This window comes from Pontibacter sp. GD13, from assembly GCF_058216355.1.
Map to the genome: position 1 here is coordinate 1 of NZ_JBYZMQ010000015.1, position 24,199 is coordinate 24,199.

Genomic DNA, 24,199 nt, shown 5'->3' on the forward strand with positions numbered 1-24,199 from the left:
GAGAATGGCGGCTATGGCTCCGGTGAGCACCTCTTCCCATCCCGAACAGAGAAGTTAAGCCCGGACGCGCCGATGGTACTGGGGTCACACCCGGGAGAGTAGGTGGCCGCCAACCCCACACACTGCGGGGCAGGTCCAACAGGGCCTGCCCCGCTTTGCGTTTACGCCAGCCCCCAAACAGCAGCAACCGGCAACGCCGACTGGCGCAGGGTAGGAAACTTCTTTAAAGCAAGGTAACCGTAGAAATGTATCCTATGGTGTTTTTCGTGCTCACTTTAGTGCGCTGCAGGCGTAGGTCAATGCTTTGTTTTATCTTTTTTCATCATTAACTTGGGCTATGGCTTTTCTGTATCCCACCTTCCTGTTTGCCCTGGCAGCTATTGCCATTCCTTTGGTTTTGCATTTGGTGCAACTCAGAAGAGCTAAGCGACTGGTATTTAGTAATGTGAAGTTTATTCAGGCTTCTAAAGATCTGACTGCCAGCCAACGCAACCTCAAGCAACTTCTCATCCTTCTATCGCGCATCTTATTTATTGTATTTTTAGTGCTGGCCTTTGCTCAGCCATATTTTCCTGCTTTGCAGCATGCAGCTGTTGATACCGAGGGGGATGTTGTTATAAGTATAGAAAATTCTTTTAGTATGCAGAACATGGATGCTGTGCAGGATATATCCATGCTGAATGCAGCCACTGATCGCGCAAAATCAATTTTAAAGTTATTTCCCGCCACTACTTCTTTTACTGTCACTTCGAATAATAGAACCAGCCACGGAGCAGCCTTACAGGCTGCTGAAGCTTATGGTATGCTGGACGATTTAGCTTTTACTCCCCTTTCCTCGCAACCCTTCTCTGCTAGAAAGAACCCTGCCCATTTGTTTATAGTCTCAGATTTTCAGAAATCTACCTTTAACCCATCACTCCTAACGGGATATGATTCCCTGACCCAGATACACCTGGTACCTATTGCTGCCACTGACGCACAAAACATAGCCGTTGATTCGGTTTACCTGGACGATGAGTTCATTAGGACGTCGGCTGAAAACGCTTTACACATCCGCCTGCTGAATGCGGGAACGGAAACTGTAACAGATGTTCCCGTAAAGCTTTTTATCAATAACAAACAAGTGGCAGCCCTTAGCCTGGATCTTCCACCGCAACAAACTACCGAGGCTGTCCTAAATTTTAAGTTTGATGGAAGTGGTACCCAGAAAGCCTATGTGCAGGTAGAAGACTTTCCCGTTGATTTTGACAATACCTATTATTTTGTTCTGGATCCTTCCACAGAGATAAATATCGTTGAGATTTCTGATGCGCCGCAAAGTAAACTGCAAAAGCTGTATGCCGGTGAGCCCCTTTTTAAATTTACCGCTTATCAAACAGGTAATATAAATTACGCTACCCTCGCTAAAGCAGATGCGCTGCTTCTGAATGGTTTGCAAACCATCACTCCAGCAATTGCGGGTACTGTTGCAAATTATGTAAAAGGCGGAGGCACACTTATTCTGTTTCCTCCTGCTCAAGGTGAGCGTAGCAGTTACAAGTCTTTATTTGATATCTTAAATATACCGGCAGACTTTACTGGAAATGCCAAGGGCAGTCAAAGCAGTGCATTGGCTATTCCAGAAGCAAATAACCCCTTTTTCCGAACCATATTTTCAGAGTATAACCCCAAAATGGATATGCCTTCGGCTATTAAAAGTTTAGCCTGGTCAAGAGCTTCTGAAGATATCCTTAAATTTAGAGGTGGTGCCGCTTTCTTGTCCCGATTTGACAGGGGCGAAGGGCATGTGTATCTCATGGCGGCACCGCTTGAGCAAGCGTCTAACTCTTTGGTTAACCATGCCCTTTTTGTTCCAATCATGTATAAGATGGTCATTTCCGGCTATAAGCAAGAAAGACAGATGGCCTATGCACTGGACAGGGGAACTATACAGTTTCCTGTGCAAACAGAGCAATTGAAGGATGGTGTCTTTGAACTGCGTCAGGACAGCTTAACTTTTATACCGGAGCAACAGGTTCGTGGGGGGCAGCTATACTTTAAAATTCCTGCGGAAACGGAACAGGCCGGATTTTACACTTTACGACGACATGGGCAGGACGTGGCAACGCTGGCTTTTAACTATGGTAACGCAGAGTCCAGGTTAGCACAGTATAGTCCTGATGAACTACGTGCCCTGATCCCAAACCGCGCTAATGTGCATGTCTATGATTACGGAGATGCATTTTCAGTGAGAGGAGAGTTCGAAAAGAGATATTTTGGCGTAAAGCTTTGGAAATATTGTCTAATATTGTGTCTGGTATTCTTAATGGCCGAAATAGCTCTTATTAGATTACTCTAACATGAAAGTACTTCTTCAAGCTGTAACAGTTTATAGTCCGGAATCAGCATATCACCTGCAGGAGCAGAATATACTTGTTGACAGTGGAATGGTTGTGTACATTGGTTCTGAAAAGAAGGAGGCTGACAAGGTGATAGCACTGGATGGTCTTTGGGTTTCTGCCGGTTGGATAGACCTGCACGCGTTTAACGGTGAGCCTGGGCTGGAGTACAAAGAAGACCTGGAGAGCCTGGCCGCGGCCGCTGCCAAAGGCGGGTTTACGGAAGTGCTTTGCCTGCCCAATACGGAGCCAGTGGTTCAAACCAAGGGCGCAGTACAGTACCTGATCAACCGTTCCGAACGCTTGCCAGTAACGCTTCACCCGATTGCAGCTGTAACCAAGGATACGCTGGGCCAGGATCTGACAGAAATGATAGATCTGCATCAGGCGGGAGCCATAGCATTCTCTGATGGGAGCAAGCCGCTGCAAGGGGCTGATGTGATCTTAAAAACACTGCAGTATGTACAGTTATTTGACGGCTTGTTTATTAATAAGCTGGAGAATACACGCCTGACTGAGAATGGGCAAATACACGAAGGAGAGGTAAGCACACGCTTAGGAATGAAAGGGATTCCGTCGTTGGCAGAAGAAATAGTGGTGACCCGCGATCTGCAGCTCCTCCAGTATACCGGGGGAAAAATTCACTTCTCGCTCGTGTCTACTGCTGCCGCCATAGAATCAATCCGGTCTGCAAAGGCCAAAGGGCTTCGGGTGACGTGTGATGTGGCATGCTACCAGGCCGCCTTCACGGATCAAACCATTCTACCATTCGATACTAATTTTAAGGTGGCACCACCTTTCCGGAATGCAACGGATGTAGCGGCCATCAAGCGGGGCTTGTTGGATGGAACGATCGATGCGCTGGTGTCAGCACATTTGCCCCACGACACAGAGGCGAAAAAACTGGAGTTTGACCTGGCCGATTTTGGAATCAGTAGTATAGAAACAGCTTTTTCGGTGGCCTGCACCTCTCTTTCAGATTGCGTGCCGCTGGAGCAGTTACTCCGGAAATTTGTTGAAGGCCCACGCCGTGTGCTGGGGCTTCCGGAGCCGTCTGTTACCGAAGGGCAGACTGCCAACCTAACCTTGTTCCAGCCCGACCAGCATTGGAGCCCATCCGCTGAAAAATCCTTATCCAAGTCTAAAAACAGTCCTTTTTTTGGAATGGAGCTAAAAGGTAAGGTTATCGGGATATTACACAAGGGACAACTTGTACTCCATTAATCATTTTTAATATATTTATACCTATATTTAGTTGATATTGCTAAATACGGGCAATTTACAGGAACACTATGTTTGATCAGACAATAACAAGGGTAGGGGTAAGGTATGGTGTGCTGTGCGGTGTAGTTTGTTTTGTACTAGTGCTGGTGTTGTATGTGTCAGGTGTGAATCCGTTCGGTGAATTGGGCCGGATATCTTATATCCCGATTCCGATCTTCATGTTCCTGGCTATCAAGTACTATAAATTCTTTGTAGAAGGCAGTATCGGCTTCTTAAAAGGATTGCGTGTGGGGCTTTCGGTTTCGTTTTACACGGCGCTGAGTGCAGCCATGCTTGTTTTTTTGCTGTTATATGTCGCTGGTCCCGAATTGCTGCAAACGCATGTGAACGAGATGCGCACCTTACTGGAGGAGACCCGTGAGGAGCAGATTAAACTTTTAGGGCAGCATATGTACGACGAAGGATACAAAGCCTTAAGTTCTATTACACCGAGTATGCTGGCAGCCGATGATTTTGTGCGGAGGATTTTTGTGGGAGGGGTTTTTGCGCTGATAGCAGCCGTTTTTTTTCGCAAGTAACCTATAACCAAAACAATAAAAACATGACTGAAACGCAACCTTCCGTAACATCTGTAGCCCTGAAGTATGGCTTACTGACAGCCTTGGTAGGAGTAGTTTACTCTTTGATTCTGATGGTGACTGACCTCGGCGACAACCGCTGGCTGAGCAGCGCGGCTTATATTATATTAATTGCAGGCATTGTGCTGGCCATGAAGCAGTATAAAGCGATAAACTACGGTTACATGTCGTATGGCCAGGGCTTGGGCATTGGTTCTATCGTTTCGGTGGTATTCGGTTTCCTGTCAGGTTTGTTCACCTGGCTGTACACTACGTTTGTTGATCCGAACTACATGAGCAACATGATGGAGAAGCAGCGTGTTAGAATGCTGGAGCAAGGCATGTCTGATGAGCAGATAGATGCAGGTATGAAAATGGCTGAAAATTTCCAGGGACCACTTACCATGATCCTGGGCGCTGCCGTTATAACGTTAATTATAGGCTTTATTCTGTCGCTGATCATTGCAGCCGTAATGAAGAACAGCCGTCCGGAGTTTGAATAAAACATGCAATACCCTTTTGACATCTCGGTAATTGTTCCTCTTTTCAACGAAGAGGAATCCTTACCGGAACTCGTGCGCTGGATCAAACGCGTTATGCATGCGCACGAGCTTTCTTATGAAATCCTGCTGATGGATGATGGCAGCACCGACCACTCCTGGGATGTGATCAATCAGCTTTGTGCCGAAGACAATGCTGTGAAAGGCATTAGCTTTAACCGGAATTATGGCAAGTCTGCTGCGCTTAACGAGGGTTTTAAACGCTGCTCCGGCGAAGTGGTCATTACCATGGATGCGGACCTCCAGGACAGCCCCGAGGAAATACCGGCGCTGTATGACATGATCAAGAACCAGAAACTTGACCTGGTGAGCGGGTGGAAGAAGAAGCGCTTTGACCCGTTGAGCAAAACCATCCCAACTAAATTCTTCAATGCGGCAACACGGAAACTGTCTGGTATTCAGCTGCACGACTTTAACTGTGGCCTGAAGGCTTACCGCCAGTTGGTGGTAAAGAGCATTGAAGTACACGGTGAGATGCATCGGTATATCCCTGTGATCGCCAAATGGAATGGGTTCACGAAAATCGCGGAGAAACCCGTACAGCACCAGGAACGGAAGTATGGCACCACCAAATTCGGCCTGGAACGCTTTGTTTACGGCTTCCTCGATTTGCTCTCCATCACGTTTGTCAGTCGTTTTAAAAAGCGGCCCATGCACTTTTTCGGCACACTTGGTACCGTTATGTTCGTGGTAGGTCTGGGGATAACCATTTGGCTGATCGCCCAGAAAATATTTGACATCTCCTCTAACGGACGCGTGCGAGATGTGGTGGACCAGCCCTTGTTCTTCCTTGCGCTTGTAGCCGTTATACTTGGGGTGCAGTTGTTTTTGGCCGGATTTCTGGCCGAGATGATCTCGCTCGCCTCCAACAAGAATAATGAATACCTCATCAGGGATAAGGTAGGCGCCCTTAAAAAGTAATGGGAAGAAAGGTCGTGATTGTGGGCCCGGCCTATCCGCTACGCGGCGGAGGGATGGCTACCTTTAATGAGCGCCTGGCCTATGCTTTTCAAGAGGATGGTGCTGAAGTGGAAATCGTGACCTTCAGCCTGCAATATCCAAGTTTCCTTTTTCCGGGCAAGAGCCAGTACGCGGTGGAACCGGCTCCTAAAGGACTTTCCATCAAAGTCCTGATCAACTCTATCAATCCGGTTAGCTGGTTAAAAGCGGGCACCTATATACGTAAGCAAAAGCCTGATCTGGTCATTTTTCGGTTCTGGATTCCGTTCATGGGCCCGGCTTTAGGCACTATTGCCCGCATCATCCGCAGAAACAGGTATAGCAGGGTGCTGGCCATAACCGATAATGTGGTGCCGCATGAAAAGCGGCCCGGTGACCTTTGGCTTACCAGGTATTTTCTGAGCGCCTGTCACGGTTTTATCACCATGTCGCGGGCGGTGCAGCAGGACCTGCAACAGTTTGCACCCGGAAAGCCAAGTTTATACTTGCCACACCCGCTTTATGATAATTTTGGGCAAGCCGAAAGCAGGGAGGCGGCCTGTGCCGCACTGGGCCTGGACACCAAGTATAAATACCTGCTTTTCTTCGGGTTTATCAGGGCGTATAAAGGGCTGGACCTACTGCTCCGAGCGATGGCAAGTCAACAGCTTCAGTCGCATCCGGAGCTAAGGTTAATTATAGCAGGTGAATTCTACGAAGATGAGGCGCCTTACCTCCGGCAAATACAGGAGCTTGGTTTGCAGGATAAGCTCATACTTCGCACGGAGTTTATACCCAATGCAGCAGTGCGTCATTACTTTTGTGCCGCCGATCTGGTGGTACAGCCTTACAAACACGCCACCCAAAGTGGTGTAACCCAGATAGCCTACCACTTTAACAAACCCATGGTGGTTACCGATGTGGGAGGCCTGGCAGAGCTTGTGCCGCATGGCAAGGTGGGATACGTGGTAGCGCCAGAACCACAGGCAATAGCACAGGCCATAGATCAGTTTTATACTTCAGATGATGCTCCTTCCTTTACCGAAAATATAAAGACCTTTAAGCAGCAGTTCAGTTGGAGCCTTTTTGTACAAGAGGTTTGGCAGCTGGCAGATCAGGTTCATGCAAAATAAAGATGCCCGATCGGCAGGCAATCGGGCATCTTTATTTTGCGGCAACCGGTGCCGTTACAGCAGCTCTACGCCCGTGTAGTTGAAAGGTGTTATGTTCTTCAATTCTGCTTTTAACGGGTCGCTGATCTGCAGTGAATCTATAAAAGTATGGATGCGCGCTTCCGTCATCTGCTCATTTTTGCGGGTAAGCGCTTTGAGCGCCTCATAGGGCTGCGGATAGCCCTCGCGGCGCAGAACGGTCTGAATGCCCTCTGCCACCACGGCCCAATTGTCTTCCAGGTGCTTGTTAATCGCTGCCTGGTTAAGCTCCAGTTTGCCGATGCCTCTTTCCAACGACTTCAGCGAGATCAGGATATGTGCCAGGGGCACCCCAACGTTCCGGAGCACTGTCGAGTCGGTTAAGTCGCGCTGCAGGCGTGAGATAGGCAGTTTGGCCGACAGGTGTTCCAGAATAGCGTTGGCCATGCCCAGGTTTCCTTCGGCGTTCTCAAAATCGATAGGGTTTACCTTGTGCGGCATGGCGGAAGAGCCTACTTCCCCGGCTTTTATCTTCTGCTTAAAGTAGCCCATGGACACATACTGCCAAACATCCCGCGAGAAATCGATCAAGATGGTGTTCAGGCGCTTGAGGCCGTCAAAATAGGCAGCCAGGTTGTCGTAATGCTCCACTTGCGTGGTAAACTGGCTGCGGCGCAAACCCAGTGCCTGCTGCACAAAACGGTTGCTGAAATCTGGCCAGTTAATAGCCGGGTAAGCCAGGTGATGGGCATTGAAATTTCCCGTTGCCCCGCCAAACTTAGCCGAGAAAGGCACCTGGCGCAGCAGGTCCATCTGCAGCTCCAGGCGTTCCGCAAACACCATCAGCTCTTTGCCCAGGCGGGTGGGGGAGGCCGGTTGCCCGTGCGTGTGCGCCAGCATCGGAACATCTTTCCACTGTTGTGCCAGTTCGTGCAGCGTTTGATGCAGGCGCTGGTAGGCGGGTTGTAGCACATGCGCATCAGCCTCACGTATGGAGAGCGGAATAGCCGTGTTGTTGATATCCTGTGAGGTAAGGCCGAAGTGAATGAATTCTTTGTAAGCGTCCAGGCCAAGCGCATCAAACTTGTTTTTGATAAAGTACTCGACTGCCTTTACATCGTGGTTGGTGATCTTCTCGGTTTCCTTGATCTCCAGGGCATCGGTTTCTGAGAAGTTTTCGTAAAGTGCGCGCAGCTGCGCATGCACCTCCGGCTTAATCTGTGCTAACTGAGGCAATGGAAGCTCGCAGAGAGCAATAAAGTACTCGACCTCGACCAGCACCCGGTAGCGTATTAGGCCAAATTCTGAAAAATAACTGGCAAGTTCAGTCGTATTGCGACGGTAGCGGCCATCAACCGGCGAAATAGCTGTAAGTGATGTTAGGTTCATGTGCGTAGAAGTTCTTTGTTCAAAGATAAGCAGGATTGTTTCTTTAGCCAATAAAGGCAAACTTCAGAAAGGATGAATCTATTGTTCTGATACCTGTTACTTTGTTTTATTAGGCTTAAGTTGTTGAACTGTAGCGTTTTTTAACGCGTTACAAGAAAAACATGTTCTTTAACCTGGCACGGCCCTTGCCAGCTAAACTTTAAATTGAATATCTAAAAGGGCAAACTGCCGTAAGGATAGTGTATTGTAATTAGTATATATACAACATGTGTATCGATGCAAGGTAAATTTTGCATGTGCTTCCTTTTTTAGATACAAATCTTATTAGTTAATTCGCACCGGATATTTTGGACCAGCGTTTGAAAAAGAAAATTCTTGTATGGGCTGGCGGCATGCTAGCCTTTCTTCTGATAGTAGTAGTACTTCTGTTTGTTTTTAGAAGCCGGGTACTGGAGTATACCCTTAATCGCGTAGAGGCGAAAGTAGAAAATAAATACCCTGCGGACCTGCGCATCGGGAGTGCCGCGTTTGACGACTGGAACTCAGTTGTTTTAACGGATATCTCGTTCGTGCCGCATGGCCTCGATACGCTCTTTACCACAGACAGTGTGTATGCCCGCATCAGCTTTCGTTCTATTTTTAAGGGCCGGATAGTTTTTAAGCAGCTTATGGTTACCGATGGCTACCTGACAGCCCGGAAAAAAGGCGATGTAACCAATTTTGGCTTTTTGTTTAAAAATGAGGAAGCACAGGAACCTGTCGATACCACGCAGGGGCGCAACTATGGCAAGCTGCTGAACCGCCTTATTGAAACTGCCTTTGATAACGTACCGGATAAAGTCGATTTTAAAAACCTCAACGCTTCCTACGTTTCCTCCAATAGAACCATCAGCGTTAAAATGCCTTACCTCCGCATGGATGACGGCTACATAGAGGCGCAGGCAACACTGCTTACAGATTCTGTAGAGAATAACCTGAGGATGCGCGGCACCATTGACCCAAGAGACTACCGGATTTCCGCCAGTTTGTATGCCTTTGACGATAAGGGCATGCGCATCCCTTACATTAAAGAGAAGTTCGACGGGCAGGTGGCTTTCGACACCCTGCACATTAGCCTGACCGATAAAAAGTTTAAAAACGACCAGCTTACAGTAAAGGGCCGTGCTATGGTGAACAACCTGACCCTTAACCACCCGAAGCTATCTGACCAGGACATTAACGTACGGGAAAGCGCGGTGGACTATGCCGTTACACTGGGGCCTGATTTGTTCGTGATCGATAGCCTGACAGAAGTGCGCGTTAACAAAGCCACAGCAAAGGTGTATGCCGCTTACCAGAACAAAGATGCCAAGATATACGACCTGAGAGTAAATACGGAAGTGATGCCTGCAAACGATTTCTTCAGTTCGTTGCCAGCGGGATTGTTCGAGAACCTGGAGGGGATACAGGCGCAGGGCGAGTTGCAGTACGACTTAAAGTTTCACCTGAACATGGATAGTGTGGAGCAGGTGATGTTCGACTCTGACCTGGATGCCTCCAAAGATTTCAAGATAACGAAATGGGGCAATACCAACATTCAGAAAATAAATGGGTCGTTTACGCATACCGTGTACGAGTACGGCAAGCCTGTAAGAACCTTTACCGTAGGGCCGGCCAATGCCTTTTACAGCCCTATCAGCCAAATATCACCTTACCTGCGCAATGCCATACTTACAGCCGAGGATGCCGGTTTTTACCGTCACAAGGGCTTTCATGAGGAGGCGTTTCGGCAGGCGATCATTCAGAACATTAAGAAAGGGGAGTTTGCGCGGGGCGGAAGCACCATCTCCATGCAGTTGGTTAAAAACGTGTTTCTGTCCCGGAAAAAAACTGTGGCTCGAAAGGTAGAAGAGGCGATCATCGTTTGGATGATCGAGAACCTCGATCTGGTTTCCAAGAACCGCCTGTTTGAGGTATACCTCAATATCATAGAGTGGGGGCCGAATGTGTACGGAGCAAAAGATGCCTCGCGCTTTTATTTTGGCAAGCAACCATCGGAACTGAACCTGGCTGAGGCCATTTTCCTGACAAGTATCATCCCAAGCCCTAAAAGGTACCGGTCTTCTTTTGACAGCGCCGGCCACCTGCGTAGCTGGAAGGGGGGGTACTACAGGTTAATCGGCGGACACATGCGCCGCCGGGGCCTCATCTCGCAAGAAGAATACGATAACCTGTACCCGAACGTAAGGCTTTATGGCCGGGCCCGCGACCTGATCGTGACCAACCCTGATACCCTGGAACAGGATACCACAGAGTTTGAATTAAAAACGATAGACCTGTTGGATTATTAACATACCCACACAAAACGGCCTCGCAAGCATTGCTCGCGAGGCCGTTTTGTGTGGTGCCCTCCGGAAGATGACACCTACCTGTAATAAGAGTATTTAAGCCGCTTGTTTTGCTTTTTCCGGCTTGCCAGCCCTTTCTTCGTGTTGCAGCAGTTTTTTATCCAGTACAAAAGGGCCAAAGGGTAAAAGAGAAGCCAGCACCCCGGCAGCCACTTTCCAAAAAGACCAGCGATGGACCAGGGTTACCTGCAACAGGCTAACCATGTAAAGTATAAACAAGACACCGTGTGCCCATCCGACATACTTTACAAGCTCGGGCACTCCCAGCAAATATTTTACAGGCATGGCAATGCCCAGCAATAGCAGATAAGACAGGCCCTCGTAAAAACCGATAGTGCGGAACCGCGAAATGGGGGTCTTCATATTAAGAAGTAAAGTAGATAAGAATTGTTCAGTTTGAGTAACATAGCAAAGTTACAAATCGTGCCTGGTAAGTTAGCGGGAATACAAAAAAAGCCTCTCCGCCCTTTACAAGGCAGAGAGGCTTTTTTTAAGCTACCGCAGTAGTGCTTTGTGCAGTATGCTGCGTTTCGGCGGAATGCTGTTGCAGGGCCCTGACCACGGTTTTAACCAGGTTTTCATCCAGCCCGGAAATATGGTCCTGCTGCAGCCAGCCTTCCAGTTGCTTTTGCCAGCGCGATGCCTGCTTTGCCGGCGCGTTGCTCAGCCCTTTTTGGGTGCCCAGTTTTTTACTGGCCGCAGACCGGCGCAGCAACAGTTCCAGCAGCTCGTCATCCAGATGGTCAATTTCCTTGCTCAGTTCATCCATCATGTCGACCATGCCGGTAGTTTCAGTCAGATTTACCTTTGTTACAACCGCATGCACCAGCAAGCCAAGTTCCTGGGGCATTAACTGCTGCTGTTGGCTGCTGCGTGCTGCAGCGGGGTGCACATGCGACTCGAACAGTAGGCCGTCGGTGCCCAGCTCCACAGCACGTTGGCTTACCGGGTACAGCATACTTCGTTTGCCAGCAATGTGGCTGGCATCGCACAGGATAGGAAGCGTAGGAAGCAGCTGTTTTAATTCCAGCACATGGTCCCATTTCGGATGGTTGCGGTAAGGATGCTGTTCATCGGCGGCAAAGCCGCGGTGTATGGCCCCCAGGTCCGATACACCTGCCTGCTGCAGGCGCTCCAGTGCGCCTATCCACAAGCGCAGATCCGGGTATACCGGGTTGTTTACCAACACAGGTGTATTGTACCCTTTAAGCAAGCTGGCAAGTTCCTGCATGGCGAAAGGGTTTACACTGGCCCGCCCGCTGATGCAAAGGATGTCAACGCCATGCTTCAGTGCTTCCTCCGCCTGTTGCGCACTCACTACATCGCAGGCGGTTTTTAAACCTGTATGCTGCTTTACCAGTTGCAGCCACTCCAAACCTACGGTGCCTACCCCCTCGAAACTGTTGGGGCGTGTACGCGATTTCCAGATTCCCGCCTTGTAAACTGAAACGCCGTTTACCTGCTTCAGCAAATGGGCTGTTGCCAGCATCTGTTCCTCACTTTCGGCACTGCACGGACCAGCAATCAGCACAAGCTGGCCGTTTGCCTGTCGGAAACTTCCTTGTGGTGCTAGCTGGATGGTGTCTCTACTCGCTCTCATGGCTATACTATTTTCAATTTTAGCTACCTGTTGATCATAAAAAAAGGGCCCCGCAATCTGCGGGGCCCCTTCGGTATATTTTCGTACTTTCTAAACGCACAATATAATTACCACAGAAGCCCCGCAGGAGGAACCTTCATACGATTGGTAAATAAAATGGCGTAAGATAGATACATGTTTTCGTCGTTTTGAACTGTAATGTAAATTAATATTTTTGATATTTGCAAATTATTTGTTTATTATTTTGGTATCTGGTTCTCCTCGGTAGGCTGCTCCTCTGTGATTTCTTTCTCCTGCCTCGGAAATATGAGGGACACAATGATGGAAATAGCCAGAATGGCGCCCACTATTAAAAGGGCATATCCCATCTCGATCTCTATTACATCGCTTAACAGCAACTTAGCCCCAATAAATACCAAAATAATTGAAAGGCCGTAATGCAGGTAATGGAAAAGCTGCATGATACCTGCCAAAGCAAAGTATAAAGCACGAAGGCCAAGTAAGGCGAAAACATTGGAGGTATACACGATCAGGGGATCTTTGGAAATAGCAAGGATGGCTGGGATAGAATCTGCGGCAAATACCACATCGGTGCTCTCCACCATGACCAGTACCAGGAACAGGGGCGTAGCAAACCATTTTCCGTCTATTTTAGCGAAGAACTTGCCGCCGACTGGTTTTCTTGTAACCCGGATGTGCTTGCTTACCCAATTTACCAGCGGATTGTTTCCGGGGTCCAGCTCTTCCTCGGCGCGCGAAAAACCCATTTTGACACCGGTAAACACCAGGAACAAGCCTAGAACATAGATGATGAAGTGAAACTTGGCTATTAAGGCCACTCCCACCAGGATAAATGTTCCGCGAAGCACAAGCGCGCCTAAAATACCCCAGAAAAGGATTTTGTGCTGGTACTTGAGCGGTACCTGAAAATAACTGAAGATCATGATAAACACGAACAGGTTATCGACACTCAGCGATTTCTCTATCAGGTAACCCGTCAGGAACTCGAGGGCAGGAGCGGGGCCAAGCCAGAAATAGATCAGTACATTAAACGACAGGGAAAGTAAAATCCAGAAACCGCTCCAGAGCAAGGCCTCCTTTATTTTCACCTCATGCTCTTTTTTATGAAACACAAAAAGGTCCAGGCCCAGCAGCAGGAGTATGAAAGCGTTAAATATTACCCAAAAAATAATGTCGTTCATAAAAAGTATTACTTCGGGTATATAACGTGCGCCAGGGAAACCAGACTATCTCAAGATCTATAAATCAGTTGGAAATTCGTAGCTGTAACTACTAAGATATGTATTAGTTTCTGTAAAACCGAGAAGGCGGAAAACATATGGCTTTATTTGCCCAACCTATACCTCGTACCTGTCGAAGTGGCGGAAAATACTGTTGATCTTCATTTTTAGAACCCCCAGAACAGCTTCCTTAAAAATGCCGCTCGACATTTTGGAAACCCCCTTGGTGCGGTCAGTGAAAATAATCGGCACCTCCTTTATCTTGAAGCCATACTTGTAGGTGAGAAACTTCATCTCGATCTGGAAGGCGTAGCCCACAAAGCGGATACTGTTCAGTTGGATGGTTTCCAGAACCTTACGGCGGTAACACTTGAAGCCGGCAGTGGTGTCTTGTATAGGCATGCCGGTAACCAGGCGCACGTAATGGCTGGCAAAGTATGACATCAGCACCCTGTTCATGGGCCAGTTAACAACATTTACCCCTTGTATGTATCTACTGCCAATGGCCATGTCGTACCCTTCGAGGGCGCAGGCGTTGTAGAGCCTGATCAAATCATTGGGATTGTGCGAGAAATCGGCATCCATCTCGAAGATGAACTGGTAGTTATGCCGGAGGGCATACTTAAAGCCATGTATGTAGGCTGTGCCCAGACCCAGTTTCCCGGCGCGCACTTCCAGGTGCAGGCGTTCGGGGTATTCCTGCTGCAGGCTGCGCACAATGTCAGCAGTGCCATCCGGAGACCCGTCGTCGATGATGAGGAGATCAAACGGATGGTTAAGCGACATTATCTTCCGAACCATTGCCTCTATGTTCTCCCGCTCATTATACGTTGGGATGATGACAAGTGCGTCTTTCATACCCCAAATATAGTTAATCAGCTATTCACGAGTAAGGGCCGCTTTAAATAAATTTTATGGGCAAGCTCTTTGGCATGCTTTATACAGTTTGAAACGGACACCCCTGCTTTCCAGTTTGCCGCGATAAACATGCCGTCCTGCTCCAGTTCTTTGGCCATACTATGGGCGTCCTCTATGTGCATGTCGTACTGCGGAATCGCGCGCTCCTGCAGGTGTGTGTACTGGAATATCGGTTTATCGGCACTTATCTTGTAAAGGCTGCTAAGTTCGGTGTGTACCCGCTGCATGAGTTCGGTGCGCTCGGTCAGGGCGTTTTTTGCGAACTGAGTGCCTCCTACAAACGTTGTGAGCAGCACCTCATGCGGACGGCACCGGCCATCAAAAACAGAGCTGTTCCAAAAAGATCCGGTAGCAAAGGTCTCCTCTACCTTGGGGTGAAGCGCACCCAGGCCATCCAGGGGCTGGCCCACGTCGCGCCGGTTATAAACGGAATACACCATGGCCAAGGGCGGGTAATTGATATTCAGTAAAGCCGCAGACATGCCCGGAAAAGTAAAGTGCATCAGGTCGGCGGCCTGGTAAGCCGGTATGGCCAGTACCAGCATGTCGTATTCCTCGGTTTCAAAGTCGCCGGCAGAGGCGCACGAAACCACGTATTTGCCCTGGTTCCGGGTAATCATTTCCACGCGGTGCTCCGTGTGCAAGGAAACCAGCTTGCCGCTTATCGCATTGCACAGGGTGCCTACGCCATCGGCAAAGGTAAACACATCGCGGGTTTTGCTGTCTTTCTTCTGTTGGATCAGACCGTTTAAAACGGAGCCGAATTCTTTCTCGAAGGCTTTGAGCCGGGGCATGGCTTTGTGTATCAGAAGCTGATCGGGGTCGCCGGCATACACGCCGTTTACCAGTGGGTTTAAGGCATACTCCAACACGCCTTTTCCGAAGCGCCTTTCAAAAAACTGCGAAATCGTTTCGTAATCGATGTCGGCGTGGGGCACTTTTCTCTCCTGCAGGATGCGGTATTTTGTTTTCCAGGAGAAAAAATTATCCGATAAAAGCGCAAAAGGCTCTGAGGGTAACTTATGGTAGTTTCCGTTCCGGAGCACGTAGCGGAACTTGCCGGCAGGCGCGGCAGTCATTACTTCTTTCTCCAGTTTTAATTCCCGAATCAGTTCCTGTAACTCGGGTGTCAGTGTTAAGGCGTTGGGGCCTAACTCCAACAGGTAACCCGCTATTTTTAAGGTGCGCATTTCTCCGCCAACCTGCGAGCCGGCTTCAAAAAGGTCGTATGCCACTCCTAGTTTCTGAAGGTGATACGCCAAAGCTAAGCCTGAAATACCTGCCCCTACAATTGCAACTCTCATAAATCAATCACTTAAAAACCATCAGACTCCTCTGGCTCAGGCCTATATTAGTTTACAGTTTTTTTGTACTTCTGTTTCGCTCTTTACTAAAAGCGCTGCGTGGTTCAAACGAAGTTTTCGTTAAATTCGCATCTTCATCGGCAAAGTATCTCATGCAAAAGCAAAAATGTGTTTTCCTGGACCGCGACGGGGTTCTAAACCGCGAACGGGGCGATTACACGTATCAATTGGATGAGTTTGAAGTACTGCCGGGCGTGCCGGAAGCACTGGCGCTGCTCAAGAAGAACGGCTTTCTGCTGATCGTGGTTACGAACCAGGGTGGGATCACTAAAAAATTGTACCGGAAAGAAGATGTGTTGGCCTGCCACACGAAGTTGCAGACAAGCTGTAACGCCCTGATCGATGCAATTTACTATGCGCCAGGCCATCCAAATTTTTCTGAGTCGCTCTCCCGTAAGCCGGATAGCCTGATGCTGGAGCGCGCCATCGCCAGGTACCAGCTAGCTCCTGCCCAATGCTGGATGGTGGGCGATTCGGCGCGCGATTTGCAGGCAGCTGCCAAAGTTGGCGTGCGTTCTGTGTTAGTAGGGGACAAGTATGGCCCGGGTGCGCATGAATATCAGGTAAAGGATTTATGGGAGGCGGCCCAGTTGATCCTGAAGCAGGATACCACAGGCTAAGTATTTTTAAGAGGCTACACACGCCTCAAAACATAGCCACGGAAAACGTAAACCACTAACTTACTCAGACAACTGCAGGTTTAAATCGTGCAGCTCCTCCATGATCTGCTTTATGCGGCTCTTTTCTCTTCGTAGTATACGTTTGGCCATAATAAAGTAAGCGTACACCATCCATCCTACATATACCACCCCGAATGTTAGTAGGAACTTGATTGATGCCCCGGCCAGCACTTCTGTCAAATACAAGCCCATGGCCAGGTTTAGCAGCACAAAGTATAGCGGCTTGTTCCAGTACAGCTGGCGCTGACGAAAGGAAAAGTAAGCCTCCCATTGGGCCAGGTGCTTGCGGGGAGTGGCTGTTTCGTCAATCTGCCAGGTTGCTATCTGGCGTGCGCGCAGGCTGTCTTCCACCTGGGCTTTCATGGCAAGGGCGGTTCTATCAATAAACCCTTCGTTTGGCAGGGCCTCAAAGTTTTTTACAACCAGTTCGGCGTTCAGGTAAGGGTTTTTTTGCATGGCTTCTGCCGTAACGCTTGGGTCGTTCATGGCCGAGATAAAAGGAACGCCATCTACACAGACTATCTTGCCAAATAAATCGGGCGCCTCGCTGCTAACCCACAGGCTCATAAAAGCACCTAAGCTGTGGCCAACCAGCATTGGTTTTTTTAGTTTGTTTTGCTTTACATACTGGATAATATCGTCCTTTACTGTCTGCAAAACAGGTGTTGCTATAGCTGGTGCGCCTGCAAAGCCTGCTAAGGTCAGCACATGGCACTCATACTTATCCTTTAAGTGGTTAACTGTTTCCTGCCATACTTCGCCGCTGCAGCTGTAGCCCGGTATAAGTATAACTGGTTTGCCTTTGCCGATCACTTCTACGCGGAAAGCCCGCTGTTGGGCGAAAGCAGTTGATAATATGGGGGTTAAAATGAAATGTTAAAAAGAATAAAAAGGCAAAAAGGCAAAAAAGGCGTTTTTTGCAGAGATAATGCGGTTTTCAGTCAGTTTGCTGGCTACTGGCGACCTTAAACGAAATGTCCAGAAGGTGAATCTACTTCCATTAAAGGTTAATTAATACGGCCTGTTTAATTCCATTTCCCGGTGCATCTTCCATTACAGCACACAAATACCTGTAAAACGCGTCAGAATCGCTTAAAAAGGCGGAAAGCAAGACATGTTAAACAACCAGCAGCCCCTGAAACGGGGCTTTTTTTATGCACTTTTGTGTGCGCGGTAATTCCTGAAATAACAACGGGTGAATTGACAAAAACAAACATTAGGCGGACGTTTAGGCGGACACTTAGGCGGACATTTTGCACATGGGAAACAGCCGTTTTTACTGCCGATAAGATATAGCCTAGTAGTAGTTTAAGGTAAATATACCTGTTTTACCCCCCCCCATAATACACGTTCTTTTAGTATGAAATTCTGATTAAGGTATTGATAATAAGTGTATTACGTATGTATTGTATTAAAAGATGTGCGTGTGTAAATAAATTTATGCCTAGTGATGGGAATGGTTGTAAACGATCCGGCTGCTGTGGTTGCGTTTCACTGAGCCCAGCACTATATATAACCTGGTCACGTCATCTTTGTGAATCTCGAAAGGTTCGTAAATGGGCTTTCCCGCAAGCGGACCGCTTTGCCATGCTTCATTATTAACAGAGTAGGCAAGCCAGCAGTTTTTGTCTTCGCTTCGCTGTAGTCTCTTAATTACCCTGTACTCGCTGGTCTCTATCACATAGTCTTCGCCGTACATGACCAGGCGCTTATTCTTCACTTCCCTTATGGCCACGATGCTTCCGGATGTATAGGCTGGGTACATGCTGTCTCCGTGCACGCGCATGGCAGCAGTCGCATCCCGGAACCAGTCACCAGCATTGATCATCTCAACAGGTTCTGTTACCGGCGACATCTCCGCAGTGTTTAAAGAGCCAGCCGTAGCCAGGGTATCATACAGGGGTATCAAAGTAGCTTCCCCTGGCTGATCTGCTACTGCCTGTTGCTTTTTTAGCAAGTCACCTTTTCCTGTAAGTAGCCAATTCGCATCTATATCTTCACACTTTGTGATTATCACATCATAGTCGATCGTGTTGCGAGCTCTCCAGTTTGACAGTGTATTGGGTTTAATACCTAGAAAATGAGCAAAAGCCGTATCTGTATCAATATTGTAATGTGTTTTAATATCATTAAGTATCAATGACTTATCAGTTTTTTCACTCATTTTGTGTATATAATCAGTCCTTCAGCTTGTTTTTATCACAAATTGTGAATTATATTTGTGTGTATTCACAAATGTAAAAGAAATATGAAAAGGACAAACAAAAAAAGGCGATACCCTGAGAATTTGGCCTTGAAAGGACAGATAGCCATGTCGGGAGAGACGGTGGGTTACTGGGCAGATAAAATAGGCTACAGCCGCGAGGTGGTGAGCAACACCATCAACGGCAATTATAAGGGAGAGAACATTGTGCCTCTCCTGCAGAAGGCCCTGAAAGAGCAAGCCAAGAAATAGAATCAGCCAAGTAACAAATACCCAAGCAAGAAATCATGTACACACCCTACGAAACCCACAATAACCAGATCGGCGTGCGCCTGAGCTACGTGGTGGCTGATGAGGCGTTGCGTGTAGAGAAAAGCCTTGCATTGATCGGGTACAGTGCCTATGAAAAAAGAGCCCGGCGCAATCCAGGTTTTAAACTTCGTCCAGGAAAAGGCCAGGGAAATGAAGTGCTGTTGTGTTGGGAGCACCTGCCACACGACTGGCGTCAGCAACTGCTGGCCAAGTTCGGCGACCCGGTTACCGAAGCCAGGAAGAGCCTCTTTGAGAAGCACTATGTGCGGGATGCCAAGGCCGCTGACTTTTACTCCGGCGACAACGTGCTGCCAGGGGGCAACCGGCTAAAGCCTGAGCTTATCAAGGAGTACACGACAAACGCCTCCGTGCTGAATGCTGTCATCGCAATCACCTCCAAGCGCAAGAGCTACTGCAAGGCTCTGGGCGGTAACGCGACCGGGCTTTGGGAGAAGATAGGCGAGCAGGTGGAAGCGTTCCGGGAGCAGTCAGGCCATACCCTGAAGATACCTAGCCTTCGCCGCACCGTGCGCGAGTATAAAAAGCATGGCTACGCCTCCCTGATCAGTGGCAAGCTGGGCAACCAGAACACCGCCAAAGTAAAGACCGGTGAACATCTGGTTATGCTGGAAGAGCTTCTTAAAAAGCACAACAACCTGGACAACGAGCAGATCAGGAGCCTCTATAATATGGCCGCTGAACGACTGGGTTGGAAAACCATCAGCGCAGGCACCGTCGCAAACTACCGTACCGAACTAGGGCTCTATACCTACTCTGGCCAGCGAGGCGAAACGAGCTTCCGGAACACCCGCAGCATGCAGGTGAAGCGCCGGGCTCCCGCCTACCCGCTGTACTACTGGACACTGGACGGCTGGGATGTGGAATTACTCTACCAGCAGCCTACCACCAACGATAAAGGCCACAGTGTTACCACATACCATAACCGACTGACTACTGTCGTGGTGCTGGACCCTTGCTGCAAGTACCCGATCGGCTACGCCATTGGCACCCACGAAACTCCCGCTTTGATAAAGGAGGCATTGCGCAACGCTGCCAACCACACCAAAGAACTGTTTGGTGCACGCTATAAGCCTTTGCAGCTTCAGAGTGACCATTACGCGATAAAAACCCTTACACCCTTGTATGAGGCCATGACGCAGCACTTTACGCCTGCCCGCGTGAAGAATGCTAAATCTAAAGTGGTGGAGCCTTATTTCGGGAGCATCAACAAGAAGTACTGCCAGCTGCTCCCTAACTGGTCCGGCCACAACATCACGGCACGCCAGGAGAATCAGCCAAACGCGGATTACCTGAACAAAATACGCCACTCCTTCCCGGACGAGCAGGGATGCCGTGCACAGATCGAGCACATGATCATGATGGAGCGCCTGGCAAAGCACGAGGATTACGTGGCTAAATGGCAGCGAATGCCGGAGGCGGACCGCCTGCCACTGAGCGACAAGGACTACCTGAGCCTGTTCGGCGAGACAACCGGTTTCACCAACCGCCTGCAGGGTGCTGGCCTGTTGCCTACCATCCTTGGCGAGAAACGCTTCTACGATTGCTTCGATATCCGCTTCCACGAGCTGCGCCACATCGACTGGGCCGTAAAGTATGACCCTGCCGACCTGAGCACTATCCTGGTAGTGGATGCCGAGACCAAAGACGGCAGACTGGTGCGAGAGCTGGACACCATGCGCTTTACGCTACAGGCCAAGTACGAACAGCCAATGGCACTGCATGAGCGGCAGGAAGGCGACATGCTGGAACTGCAGCGCGTCCGGGACTGGAACCAGGACCTGGAGCAACGCATCATCGAGCGGGGCAACCAGAACCGCGAGGTGCTCGAGGGCATCTTCGCAGCAAACCCGCAGCTGGACGGCACGCTCACCAAGCTCGTGCTCTGCGACAGCGCAGGTCAGCACAAGAACCAGCGCAACTCCGCCAGGATAGAGCAGAAAAACGTACCGCCTCCGCTTAATTACGAGATCGTGGAGGAGAACATAAGACAGAATTACTAACCCTTTTAAACAGCCATGAAAAAATACCAGATAACATATAGTTCAGAATATGGGATAGCCATTGACAAAGTTAAGGCACTCACAAAACCCTTAGCTCGAAAAGCAGCAGCTAAGAAGTATAAAAACATCATCTCAATAGAGCTTATCAAATAGTTTAAACAGCTTTTAAAACACCCTCTATATGAACAGAAACGGACTCATCAGGCACATAGACCTTTGGAAAACCAAGCTCGGTAGCTACTCCAAAGTGGCGCAGAAATGCGGTATCAACACAGGGGCCCTGAGCACCATCATGGCCGGTAAGTACGGCGCAAACGAGGCGAAGATGCTACAGAAGATCGCCTCTTCGCTGGGCTACCGCGAGAGCAGCTGGCAGCTGGTGCGCAGCATCGCCAACTACCGCCGCATCGAAACGGTGTTTCAGGATGCACAGCAGGAAAGCATGTGGTTTGCCATCAGCAACAAAGCGGGCAGCGGCAAGACTGGCGCAATGGAAGATATCTTCAACCGCGACACGACCGGCACAGTGGTATTTATCCAGGCAGAGGAATGGAGCGGCAGGCAGTTCCTGATCAAACTGATCGAGAAGACGATGGGCGAAGGTCAGTTGAAGGGGGGCTACAAGAACATTGCCCAGCTGATGGACCTGGTTGCCGGTTACTTTAATGACATGAGCCTGGAGCGCCCGGTGCTCCTGATCGATGAGGCCGACAAACTTCGACCTGCTGCTTTGCGCACCCTGATCCCGCTCTATAACCGCACAGAGAACCGTTTAGGGGTGATCCTGAGTGGTACCGAAAACTTCAAGAAGGAAATGAAAGCAGGCGTGCGCCTGAGCAAGAAAGGCTATGACGAAGTGGAGAGCCGTTTCGGGCGCACTTACATTGAGCTGCGCGGTGCCGTGGAGAAGGAAGTGTACGAGATCTGCGCAGCCAACGGCCTGACGGATCAGGAGGCTCAGGTACGGGTGTGGGGCGAACTGGAGAAGGTGAAGAAACAGACGGTCGTGCGCACGGCCTCCGGGTCCAGGGATGTGATGATTGATTACGTGGAGGACTTCCGCCGCCTGATGCGCCTGGTGAAAAGAGAACTGCTGATCATGAAAGGAGCATAAGATGGGAGCCACTTCAATAGTAAACCTGCTGAACAAGAAATACAAAACCCTGGATTTTAACGGGGAGTGGTACCAGGCTTTCAAGACTCCACAGGCTAACGGCGTGTGGTTCATCTGGGGAAACTCCGGGAACGGCAAGACATCGTTCACACTGCAGCTCTGCAAAGAGGTGTGCCGTACTATCCGGCTGCTCTACAAGAACGGGCGCGGTGCATACCTGAGCCTGGAGGAAGGCGATGACATGACCATGCAGGACGCTTTTTACCGGGCAGGCATGGGCACCCTGAAAAGCAAGATGAAGCTGCTGCACAACGAGACGATCGACCAGCTGAGCGAGCGCCTGACGAGTGAGAACAACCTCAAGTTCGTGGTGATCGACAGCTTCCAGTACGCCGGTATGAACTACAGCCAGTACAAAGCCTTCAAGCAAAAGCATAAGGACAAACTGATCATCTTCATCAGCCACGCCGACGGGAAGCAACCCACCGGCCGGGCCGCCAAAAGCGTGATGTTCGACGCTTCCCTGAAGATATGGGTGGAAGGTTACAAGGCCTTCTCAAAAGGCCGCTACATCGGCCCTAACGGCGGCATTTACACTATCTGGAACGAGGGAGCCACCCTGTATCACGGTCAAAGCTAAGAACCATTAAAACAGCCATCATCATGGGCAAGACTAAAGAAAAAGAAGACAAAACAGTGCAGGTGAAAGCATCGGGTAAGATCCGGGTCACCTTCGAAGGCTATGCCGTCGTGGAGCTGTGCCAGTTCCTCTACGAAGCCGTGGAGTACTACAACCGGGAGCTGAGCATGGAGCGAGGGGAGCACAACATCAACTTCCGGAACTACAACGACCATGCGGCCCTGTCGCTGCTCTTCCAGCTCTACCAAAAGCATTTCCCTGCAGGAAAGGTAGCCGACCCGATGAAGCTGGAGCTTTCCCGTCCGGAGGCTATCCTGCTTTGGGGCGTGCACCAGGAGCTGAACTACAAGCCATACTTACTGATGAACATCTTTATCAAACTTCACCAAAAACTATCCTAGCCATGTCACACATAGCCCAAATACGGAGAGAGTACAAGATGGCGCTGGACACTGCCCTCTACCTTTTGAGAAAAGACGTCGACTGGCATTTCTGGCTCCGCGTGGAGCTCGGACTGGAGTACATCGACCAGGTGCTGCGCTACCAGGGCAAAGCCCGCGAGGGCGTGGTGGCCTGCCCCGAATTCTGGGGCTGGTGGCACAACGAGTGGTTCCGCCGCGAGGTGGCGCTCAACCGCCAACTGGTGCTGCAGGACGGCCACATCGTCTACTTCCGCGACAACGGGCAGCCGGTAAAGCAGGTGCTGGCCCGGCTTGCCTGGAGTGAGTTTGAGGTGTTCTACAAAACGCATCACCGCAACTTCATCATCCAGGGCAACATGCCCGACAAGCCGGTGCTGGAGCGGATGTTCGCCCATAATGAGACAAGTTTAACAACCATTTAAAACCATTTTACAACTATTAAAACCTATACAATTATGGCCAAAGGACGCGCTAAAAAAGTACTGATCACGGAAGAGATCACAAAAGAAAAGGCAGAGGCAATTTTCGGGGACTACGCATCGGTTGATGCTGAAATCTGCCAGATAGAGGCAAAGATGGACCGGGAGATCACCAGGATACGGGAGAAGCACCAGGAGAAGCTAGCGCAGCTCTGCGAAGTTAGGAACCAGAAGATGGAGCAGCTCCAGCACTTTGCCACCAGCAACCCGGATTACTTCATCAAAAAGAAAAGCCTGGAATTTACGCACGGTGTGCTGGGCTTCAGGACAGCCACCCCGTCACTAAAAACCCTGAGAGGGTTTACCTGGGCTTCTGTTACCAAGCTTCTTAAAATTCACCTGCCTGCTTATGTTAGAATTGAAGAGCAACCAGCAAAGGACAAGCTACTCGCTGATCGTGACAATGAAGAGGTGAAAAAGCATTTCAAAGACATAGGCATAGAAGTAAAGCAGGACGAAACCTTCTATGTAGAACCTAAAAAAGAGCAAGCCGCAGTACTTGCCTAACCCACAGCCCGGACGGTCTATAGCAGCGGTTCGACTCCGCTGCCGGGCTCCAA

The 24,199-nt window shown here is 49.5% G+C and carries 24 protein-coding genes and 1 rRNA gene; 17 read left to right on the forward strand and 8 right to left on the reverse strand.

Annotated features, from left to right (window positions below; all coding sequences use genetic code 11):
• Window positions 1-3: 3 nt before the first annotated feature.
• The 7 genes from rrf (at window position 4) to AC4BAN_RS16110 (ending at window position 6,851) form a co-directional block, all read left to right on the forward strand.
• Window positions 4-115, forward strand: a 5S ribosomal RNA gene (gene rrf / locus AC4BAN_RS16080).
• 222 nt (window positions 116-337) lie between these two features.
• The gene (locus AC4BAN_RS16085; protein WP_490565436.1) at window positions 338-2,338 is read left to right on the forward strand and encodes a BatA domain-containing protein; all 2,001 of its coding nucleotides are present in this window, start codon (window positions 338-340) and stop codon (window positions 2,336-2,338) included.
• Between the two features lies 1 nt (window position 2,339).
• A complete protein-coding gene (locus AC4BAN_RS16090; RefSeq protein WP_490565437.1) occupies window positions 2,340-3,602 on the forward strand; it encodes a dihydroorotase in 1,263 nt (420 codons plus the stop codon).
• Window positions 3,603-3,670: 68 nt separating this feature from the next.
• Window positions 3,671-4,180, forward strand: a complete 510-nt coding sequence (locus AC4BAN_RS16095; RefSeq protein ID WP_490565438.1) for a DUF4199 domain-containing protein — start codon at window positions 3,671-3,673, stop codon at window positions 4,178-4,180.
• A 23-nt stretch (window positions 4,181-4,203) separates the two neighbouring features.
• A complete protein-coding gene (locus AC4BAN_RS16100) occupies window positions 4,204-4,722 on the forward strand; it encodes a DUF4199 domain-containing protein (RefSeq protein WP_490565439.1) in 519 nt (172 codons plus the stop codon).
• Between the two features lie 3 nt (window positions 4,723-4,725).
• Entirely contained in the window at window positions 4,726-5,700 is a 975-nt protein-coding gene (locus AC4BAN_RS16105) for a glycosyltransferase family 2 protein (protein WP_490565440.1), read from the forward strand.
• Window positions 5,700-6,851, forward strand: coding sequence for a glycosyltransferase (locus tag AC4BAN_RS16110; RefSeq protein ID WP_490565441.1), 1,152 nt, complete (start codon window positions 5,700-5,702; stop codon window positions 6,849-6,851). Before AC4BAN_RS16105 ends, AC4BAN_RS16110 begins: the two co-directional genes overlap by 1 nt.
• Before the next feature lie 54 nt (window positions 6,852-6,905).
• Here the strand turns inward: AC4BAN_RS16110 and purB are convergent, their stop codons facing one another.
• Entirely contained in the window at window positions 6,906-8,258 is a 1,353-nt protein-coding gene (gene purB / locus AC4BAN_RS16115; RefSeq protein ID WP_490565442.1) for an adenylosuccinate lyase, read from the reverse strand.
• 359 nt (window positions 8,259-8,617) lie between these two features.
• Here purB and AC4BAN_RS16120 point away from each other — a divergent pair, with 359 nt between their 5' ends.
• Window positions 8,618-10,588, forward strand: a complete 1,971-nt coding sequence (locus AC4BAN_RS16120; protein ID WP_490565443.1) for a transglycosylase domain-containing protein — start codon at window positions 8,618-8,620, stop codon at window positions 10,586-10,588.
• Between the two features lie 93 nt (window positions 10,589-10,681).
• On the opposite strand, the gene AC4BAN_RS16125 is transcribed toward AC4BAN_RS16120, so the two are convergent.
• The 5 genes from AC4BAN_RS16125 to hemG all read right to left on the reverse strand — a co-directional run bounded on the left by AC4BAN_RS16125 (window position 10,682) and on the right by hemG (window position 15,708).
• On the reverse strand, window positions 10,682-11,008 hold the full coding sequence (locus AC4BAN_RS16125; protein WP_490565444.1) for a DUF3817 domain-containing protein: 327 nt from the start codon (window positions 11,006-11,008) through the stop codon (window positions 10,682-10,684).
• A 127-nt stretch (window positions 11,009-11,135) separates the two neighbouring features.
• Window positions 11,136-12,245: a chorismate mutase gene (locus tag AC4BAN_RS16130; RefSeq protein WP_490565445.1), complete on the reverse strand. Its 1,110-nt coding sequence runs from the start codon at window positions 12,243-12,245 to the stop codon at window positions 11,136-11,138.
• A gap of 239 nt (window positions 12,246-12,484) precedes the next feature.
• Window positions 12,485-13,447 carry a TerC family protein gene (locus AC4BAN_RS16135; protein WP_490565446.1) on the reverse strand — a complete coding sequence of 321 codons (963 nt, stop codon included), beginning with the start codon at window positions 13,445-13,447 and terminating at the stop codon, window positions 12,485-12,487.
• Window positions 13,448-13,603: 156 nt separating this feature from the next.
• Window positions 13,604-14,344, reverse strand: a complete 741-nt coding sequence (locus AC4BAN_RS16140) for a polyprenol monophosphomannose synthase (protein ID WP_490565447.1) — start codon at window positions 14,342-14,344, stop codon at window positions 13,604-13,606.
• Window positions 14,345-14,361: 17 nt separating this feature from the next.
• Window positions 14,362-15,708, reverse strand: a complete 1,347-nt coding sequence (gene hemG / locus AC4BAN_RS16145; protein WP_490565448.1) for a protoporphyrinogen oxidase — start codon at window positions 15,706-15,708, stop codon at window positions 14,362-14,364.
• 152 nt (window positions 15,709-15,860) lie between these two features.
• On the opposite strand from hemG, the gene AC4BAN_RS16150 reads away from it, so the two are divergent.
• A complete protein-coding gene (locus AC4BAN_RS16150) occupies window positions 15,861-16,388 on the forward strand; it encodes a D-glycero-alpha-D-manno-heptose-1,7-bisphosphate 7-phosphatase (protein WP_490565449.1) in 528 nt (175 codons plus the stop codon).
• Window positions 16,389-16,448: 60 nt separating this feature from the next.
• On the opposite strand, the gene AC4BAN_RS16155 is transcribed toward AC4BAN_RS16150, so the two are convergent.
• Both AC4BAN_RS16155 and AC4BAN_RS16160 read right to left on the reverse strand, forming a co-directional pair.
• Window positions 16,449-17,261 carry an alpha/beta fold hydrolase gene (locus tag AC4BAN_RS16155; protein ID WP_490565450.1) on the reverse strand — a complete coding sequence of 271 codons (813 nt, stop codon included), beginning with the start codon at window positions 17,259-17,261 and terminating at the stop codon, window positions 16,449-16,451.
• Window positions 17,262-17,892: 631 nt separating this feature from the next.
• Window positions 17,893-18,612 (reverse strand): LexA family transcriptional regulator, encoded by a 720-nt coding sequence (locus tag AC4BAN_RS16160; protein ID WP_490565451.1) that lies wholly within the window; start codon window positions 18,610-18,612, stop codon window positions 17,893-17,895.
• Between the two features lie 129 nt (window positions 18,613-18,741).
• Here AC4BAN_RS16160 and AC4BAN_RS16165 point away from each other — a divergent pair, with 129 nt between their 5' ends.
• Genes AC4BAN_RS16165 through AC4BAN_RS16200 form a run of 8 tightly spaced genes read left to right on the forward strand, consistent with a single transcriptional unit; the run spans window position 18,742 to window position 24,146 of the window.
• Entirely contained in the window at window positions 18,742-18,903 is a 162-nt protein-coding gene (locus tag AC4BAN_RS16165; protein ID WP_490565452.1) for a hypothetical protein, read from the forward strand.
• Window positions 18,904-18,938: 35 nt separating this feature from the next.
• Window positions 18,939-20,984, forward strand: a complete 2,046-nt coding sequence (locus tag AC4BAN_RS16170; RefSeq protein ID WP_490565453.1) for a hypothetical protein — start codon at window positions 18,939-18,941, stop codon at window positions 20,982-20,984.
• 15 nt (window positions 20,985-20,999) lie between these two features.
• Window positions 21,000-21,137, forward strand: a complete 138-nt coding sequence (locus AC4BAN_RS16175; protein ID WP_490565454.1) for a hypothetical protein — start codon at window positions 21,000-21,002, stop codon at window positions 21,135-21,137.
• A 28-nt stretch (window positions 21,138-21,165) separates the two neighbouring features.
• A complete protein-coding gene (locus AC4BAN_RS16180) occupies window positions 21,166-22,098 on the forward strand; it encodes an ATP-binding protein (protein WP_490565455.1) in 933 nt (310 codons plus the stop codon).
• Between the two features lies 1 nt (window position 22,099).
• Window positions 22,100-22,738, forward strand: a complete 639-nt coding sequence (locus AC4BAN_RS16185) for an AAA family ATPase (RefSeq protein ID WP_490565456.1) — start codon at window positions 22,100-22,102, stop codon at window positions 22,736-22,738.
• Between the two features lie 23 nt (window positions 22,739-22,761).
• Window positions 22,762-23,139: a hypothetical protein gene (locus AC4BAN_RS16190; protein WP_490565457.1), complete on the forward strand. Its 378-nt coding sequence runs from the start codon at window positions 22,762-22,764 to the stop codon at window positions 23,137-23,139.
• Window positions 23,140-23,141: 2 nt separating this feature from the next.
• Window positions 23,142-23,582, forward strand: coding sequence for a hypothetical protein (locus AC4BAN_RS16195; RefSeq protein WP_490565458.1), 441 nt, complete (start codon window positions 23,142-23,144; stop codon window positions 23,580-23,582).
• Window positions 23,583-23,615: 33 nt separating this feature from the next.
• Window positions 23,616-24,146: a host-nuclease inhibitor Gam family protein gene (locus tag AC4BAN_RS16200; RefSeq protein WP_490565459.1), complete on the forward strand. Its 531-nt coding sequence runs from the start codon at window positions 23,616-23,618 to the stop codon at window positions 24,144-24,146.
• Window positions 24,147-24,199: the final 53 nt, after the last annotated feature.

Excerpts from the sequence above, each read along its gene's own strand:
- AC4BAN_RS16100 (WP_490565439.1), top strand. The coding sequence starts at position 4,204 with ATGACTGAAACGCAACCTTCCGTAACATCTGTAGCCCTGAAGTATGGC.
- AC4BAN_RS16200 (WP_490565459.1), top strand. The coding sequence starts at position 23,616 with ATGGCCAAAGGACGCGCTAAAAAAGTACTGATCACGGAAGAGATCACA.
- AC4BAN_RS16090 (WP_490565437.1), top strand. The coding sequence starts at position 2,340 with ATGAAAGTACTTCTTCAAGCTGTAACAGTTTATAGTCCGGAATCAGCA.
- AC4BAN_RS16140 (WP_490565447.1), bottom strand. The coding sequence starts at position 14,344 with ATGAAAGACGCACTTGTCATCATCCCAACGTATAATGAGCGGGAGAAC.
- AC4BAN_RS16125 (WP_490565444.1), bottom strand. The coding sequence starts at position 11,008 with ATGAAGACCCCCATTTCGCGGTTCCGCACTATCGGTTTTTACGAGGGC.
- AC4BAN_RS16085 (WP_490565436.1), top strand. The coding sequence starts at position 338 with ATGGCTTTTCTGTATCCCACCTTCCTGTTTGCCCTGGCAGCTATTGCC.
- AC4BAN_RS16190 (WP_490565457.1), top strand. The coding sequence starts at position 22,762 with ATGGGCAAGACTAAAGAAAAAGAAGACAAAACAGTGCAGGTGAAAGCA.
- AC4BAN_RS16110 (WP_490565441.1), top strand. The coding sequence starts at position 5,700 with ATGGGAAGAAAGGTCGTGATTGTGGGCCCGGCCTATCCGCTACGCGGC.
- purB (WP_490565442.1), bottom strand. The coding sequence starts at position 8,258 with ATGAACCTAACATCACTTACAGCTATTTCGCCGGTTGATGGCCGCTAC.
- AC4BAN_RS16170 (WP_490565453.1), top strand. The coding sequence starts at position 18,939 with ATGTACACACCCTACGAAACCCACAATAACCAGATCGGCGTGCGCCTG.
- AC4BAN_RS16130 (WP_490565445.1), bottom strand. The coding sequence starts at position 12,245 with ATGAGAGCGAGTAGAGACACCATCCAGCTAGCACCACAAGGAAGTTTC.
- AC4BAN_RS16180 (WP_490565455.1), top strand. The coding sequence starts at position 21,166 with ATGAACAGAAACGGACTCATCAGGCACATAGACCTTTGGAAAACCAAG.
- AC4BAN_RS16105 (WP_490565440.1), top strand. The coding sequence starts at position 4,726 with ATGCAATACCCTTTTGACATCTCGGTAATTGTTCCTCTTTTCAACGAA.
- AC4BAN_RS16160 (WP_490565451.1), bottom strand. The coding sequence starts at position 18,612 with ATGAGTGAAAAAACTGATAAGTCATTGATACTTAATGATATTAAAACA.
- AC4BAN_RS16175 (WP_490565454.1), top strand. The coding sequence starts at position 21,000 with ATGAAAAAATACCAGATAACATATAGTTCAGAATATGGGATAGCCATT.
- AC4BAN_RS16195 (WP_490565458.1), top strand. The coding sequence starts at position 23,142 with ATGTCACACATAGCCCAAATACGGAGAGAGTACAAGATGGCGCTGGAC.
- hemG (WP_490565448.1), bottom strand. The coding sequence starts at position 15,708 with ATGAGAGTTGCAATTGTAGGGGCAGGTATTTCAGGCTTAGCTTTGGCG.
- AC4BAN_RS16135 (WP_490565446.1), bottom strand. The coding sequence starts at position 13,447 with ATGAACGACATTATTTTTTGGGTAATATTTAACGCTTTCATACTCCTG.
- AC4BAN_RS16095 (WP_490565438.1), top strand. The coding sequence starts at position 3,671 with ATGTTTGATCAGACAATAACAAGGGTAGGGGTAAGGTATGGTGTGCTG.
- AC4BAN_RS16150 (WP_490565449.1), top strand. The coding sequence starts at position 15,861 with ATGCAAAAGCAAAAATGTGTTTTCCTGGACCGCGACGGGGTTCTAAAC.
- AC4BAN_RS16185 (WP_490565456.1), top strand. The coding sequence starts at position 22,100 with ATGGGAGCCACTTCAATAGTAAACCTGCTGAACAAGAAATACAAAACC.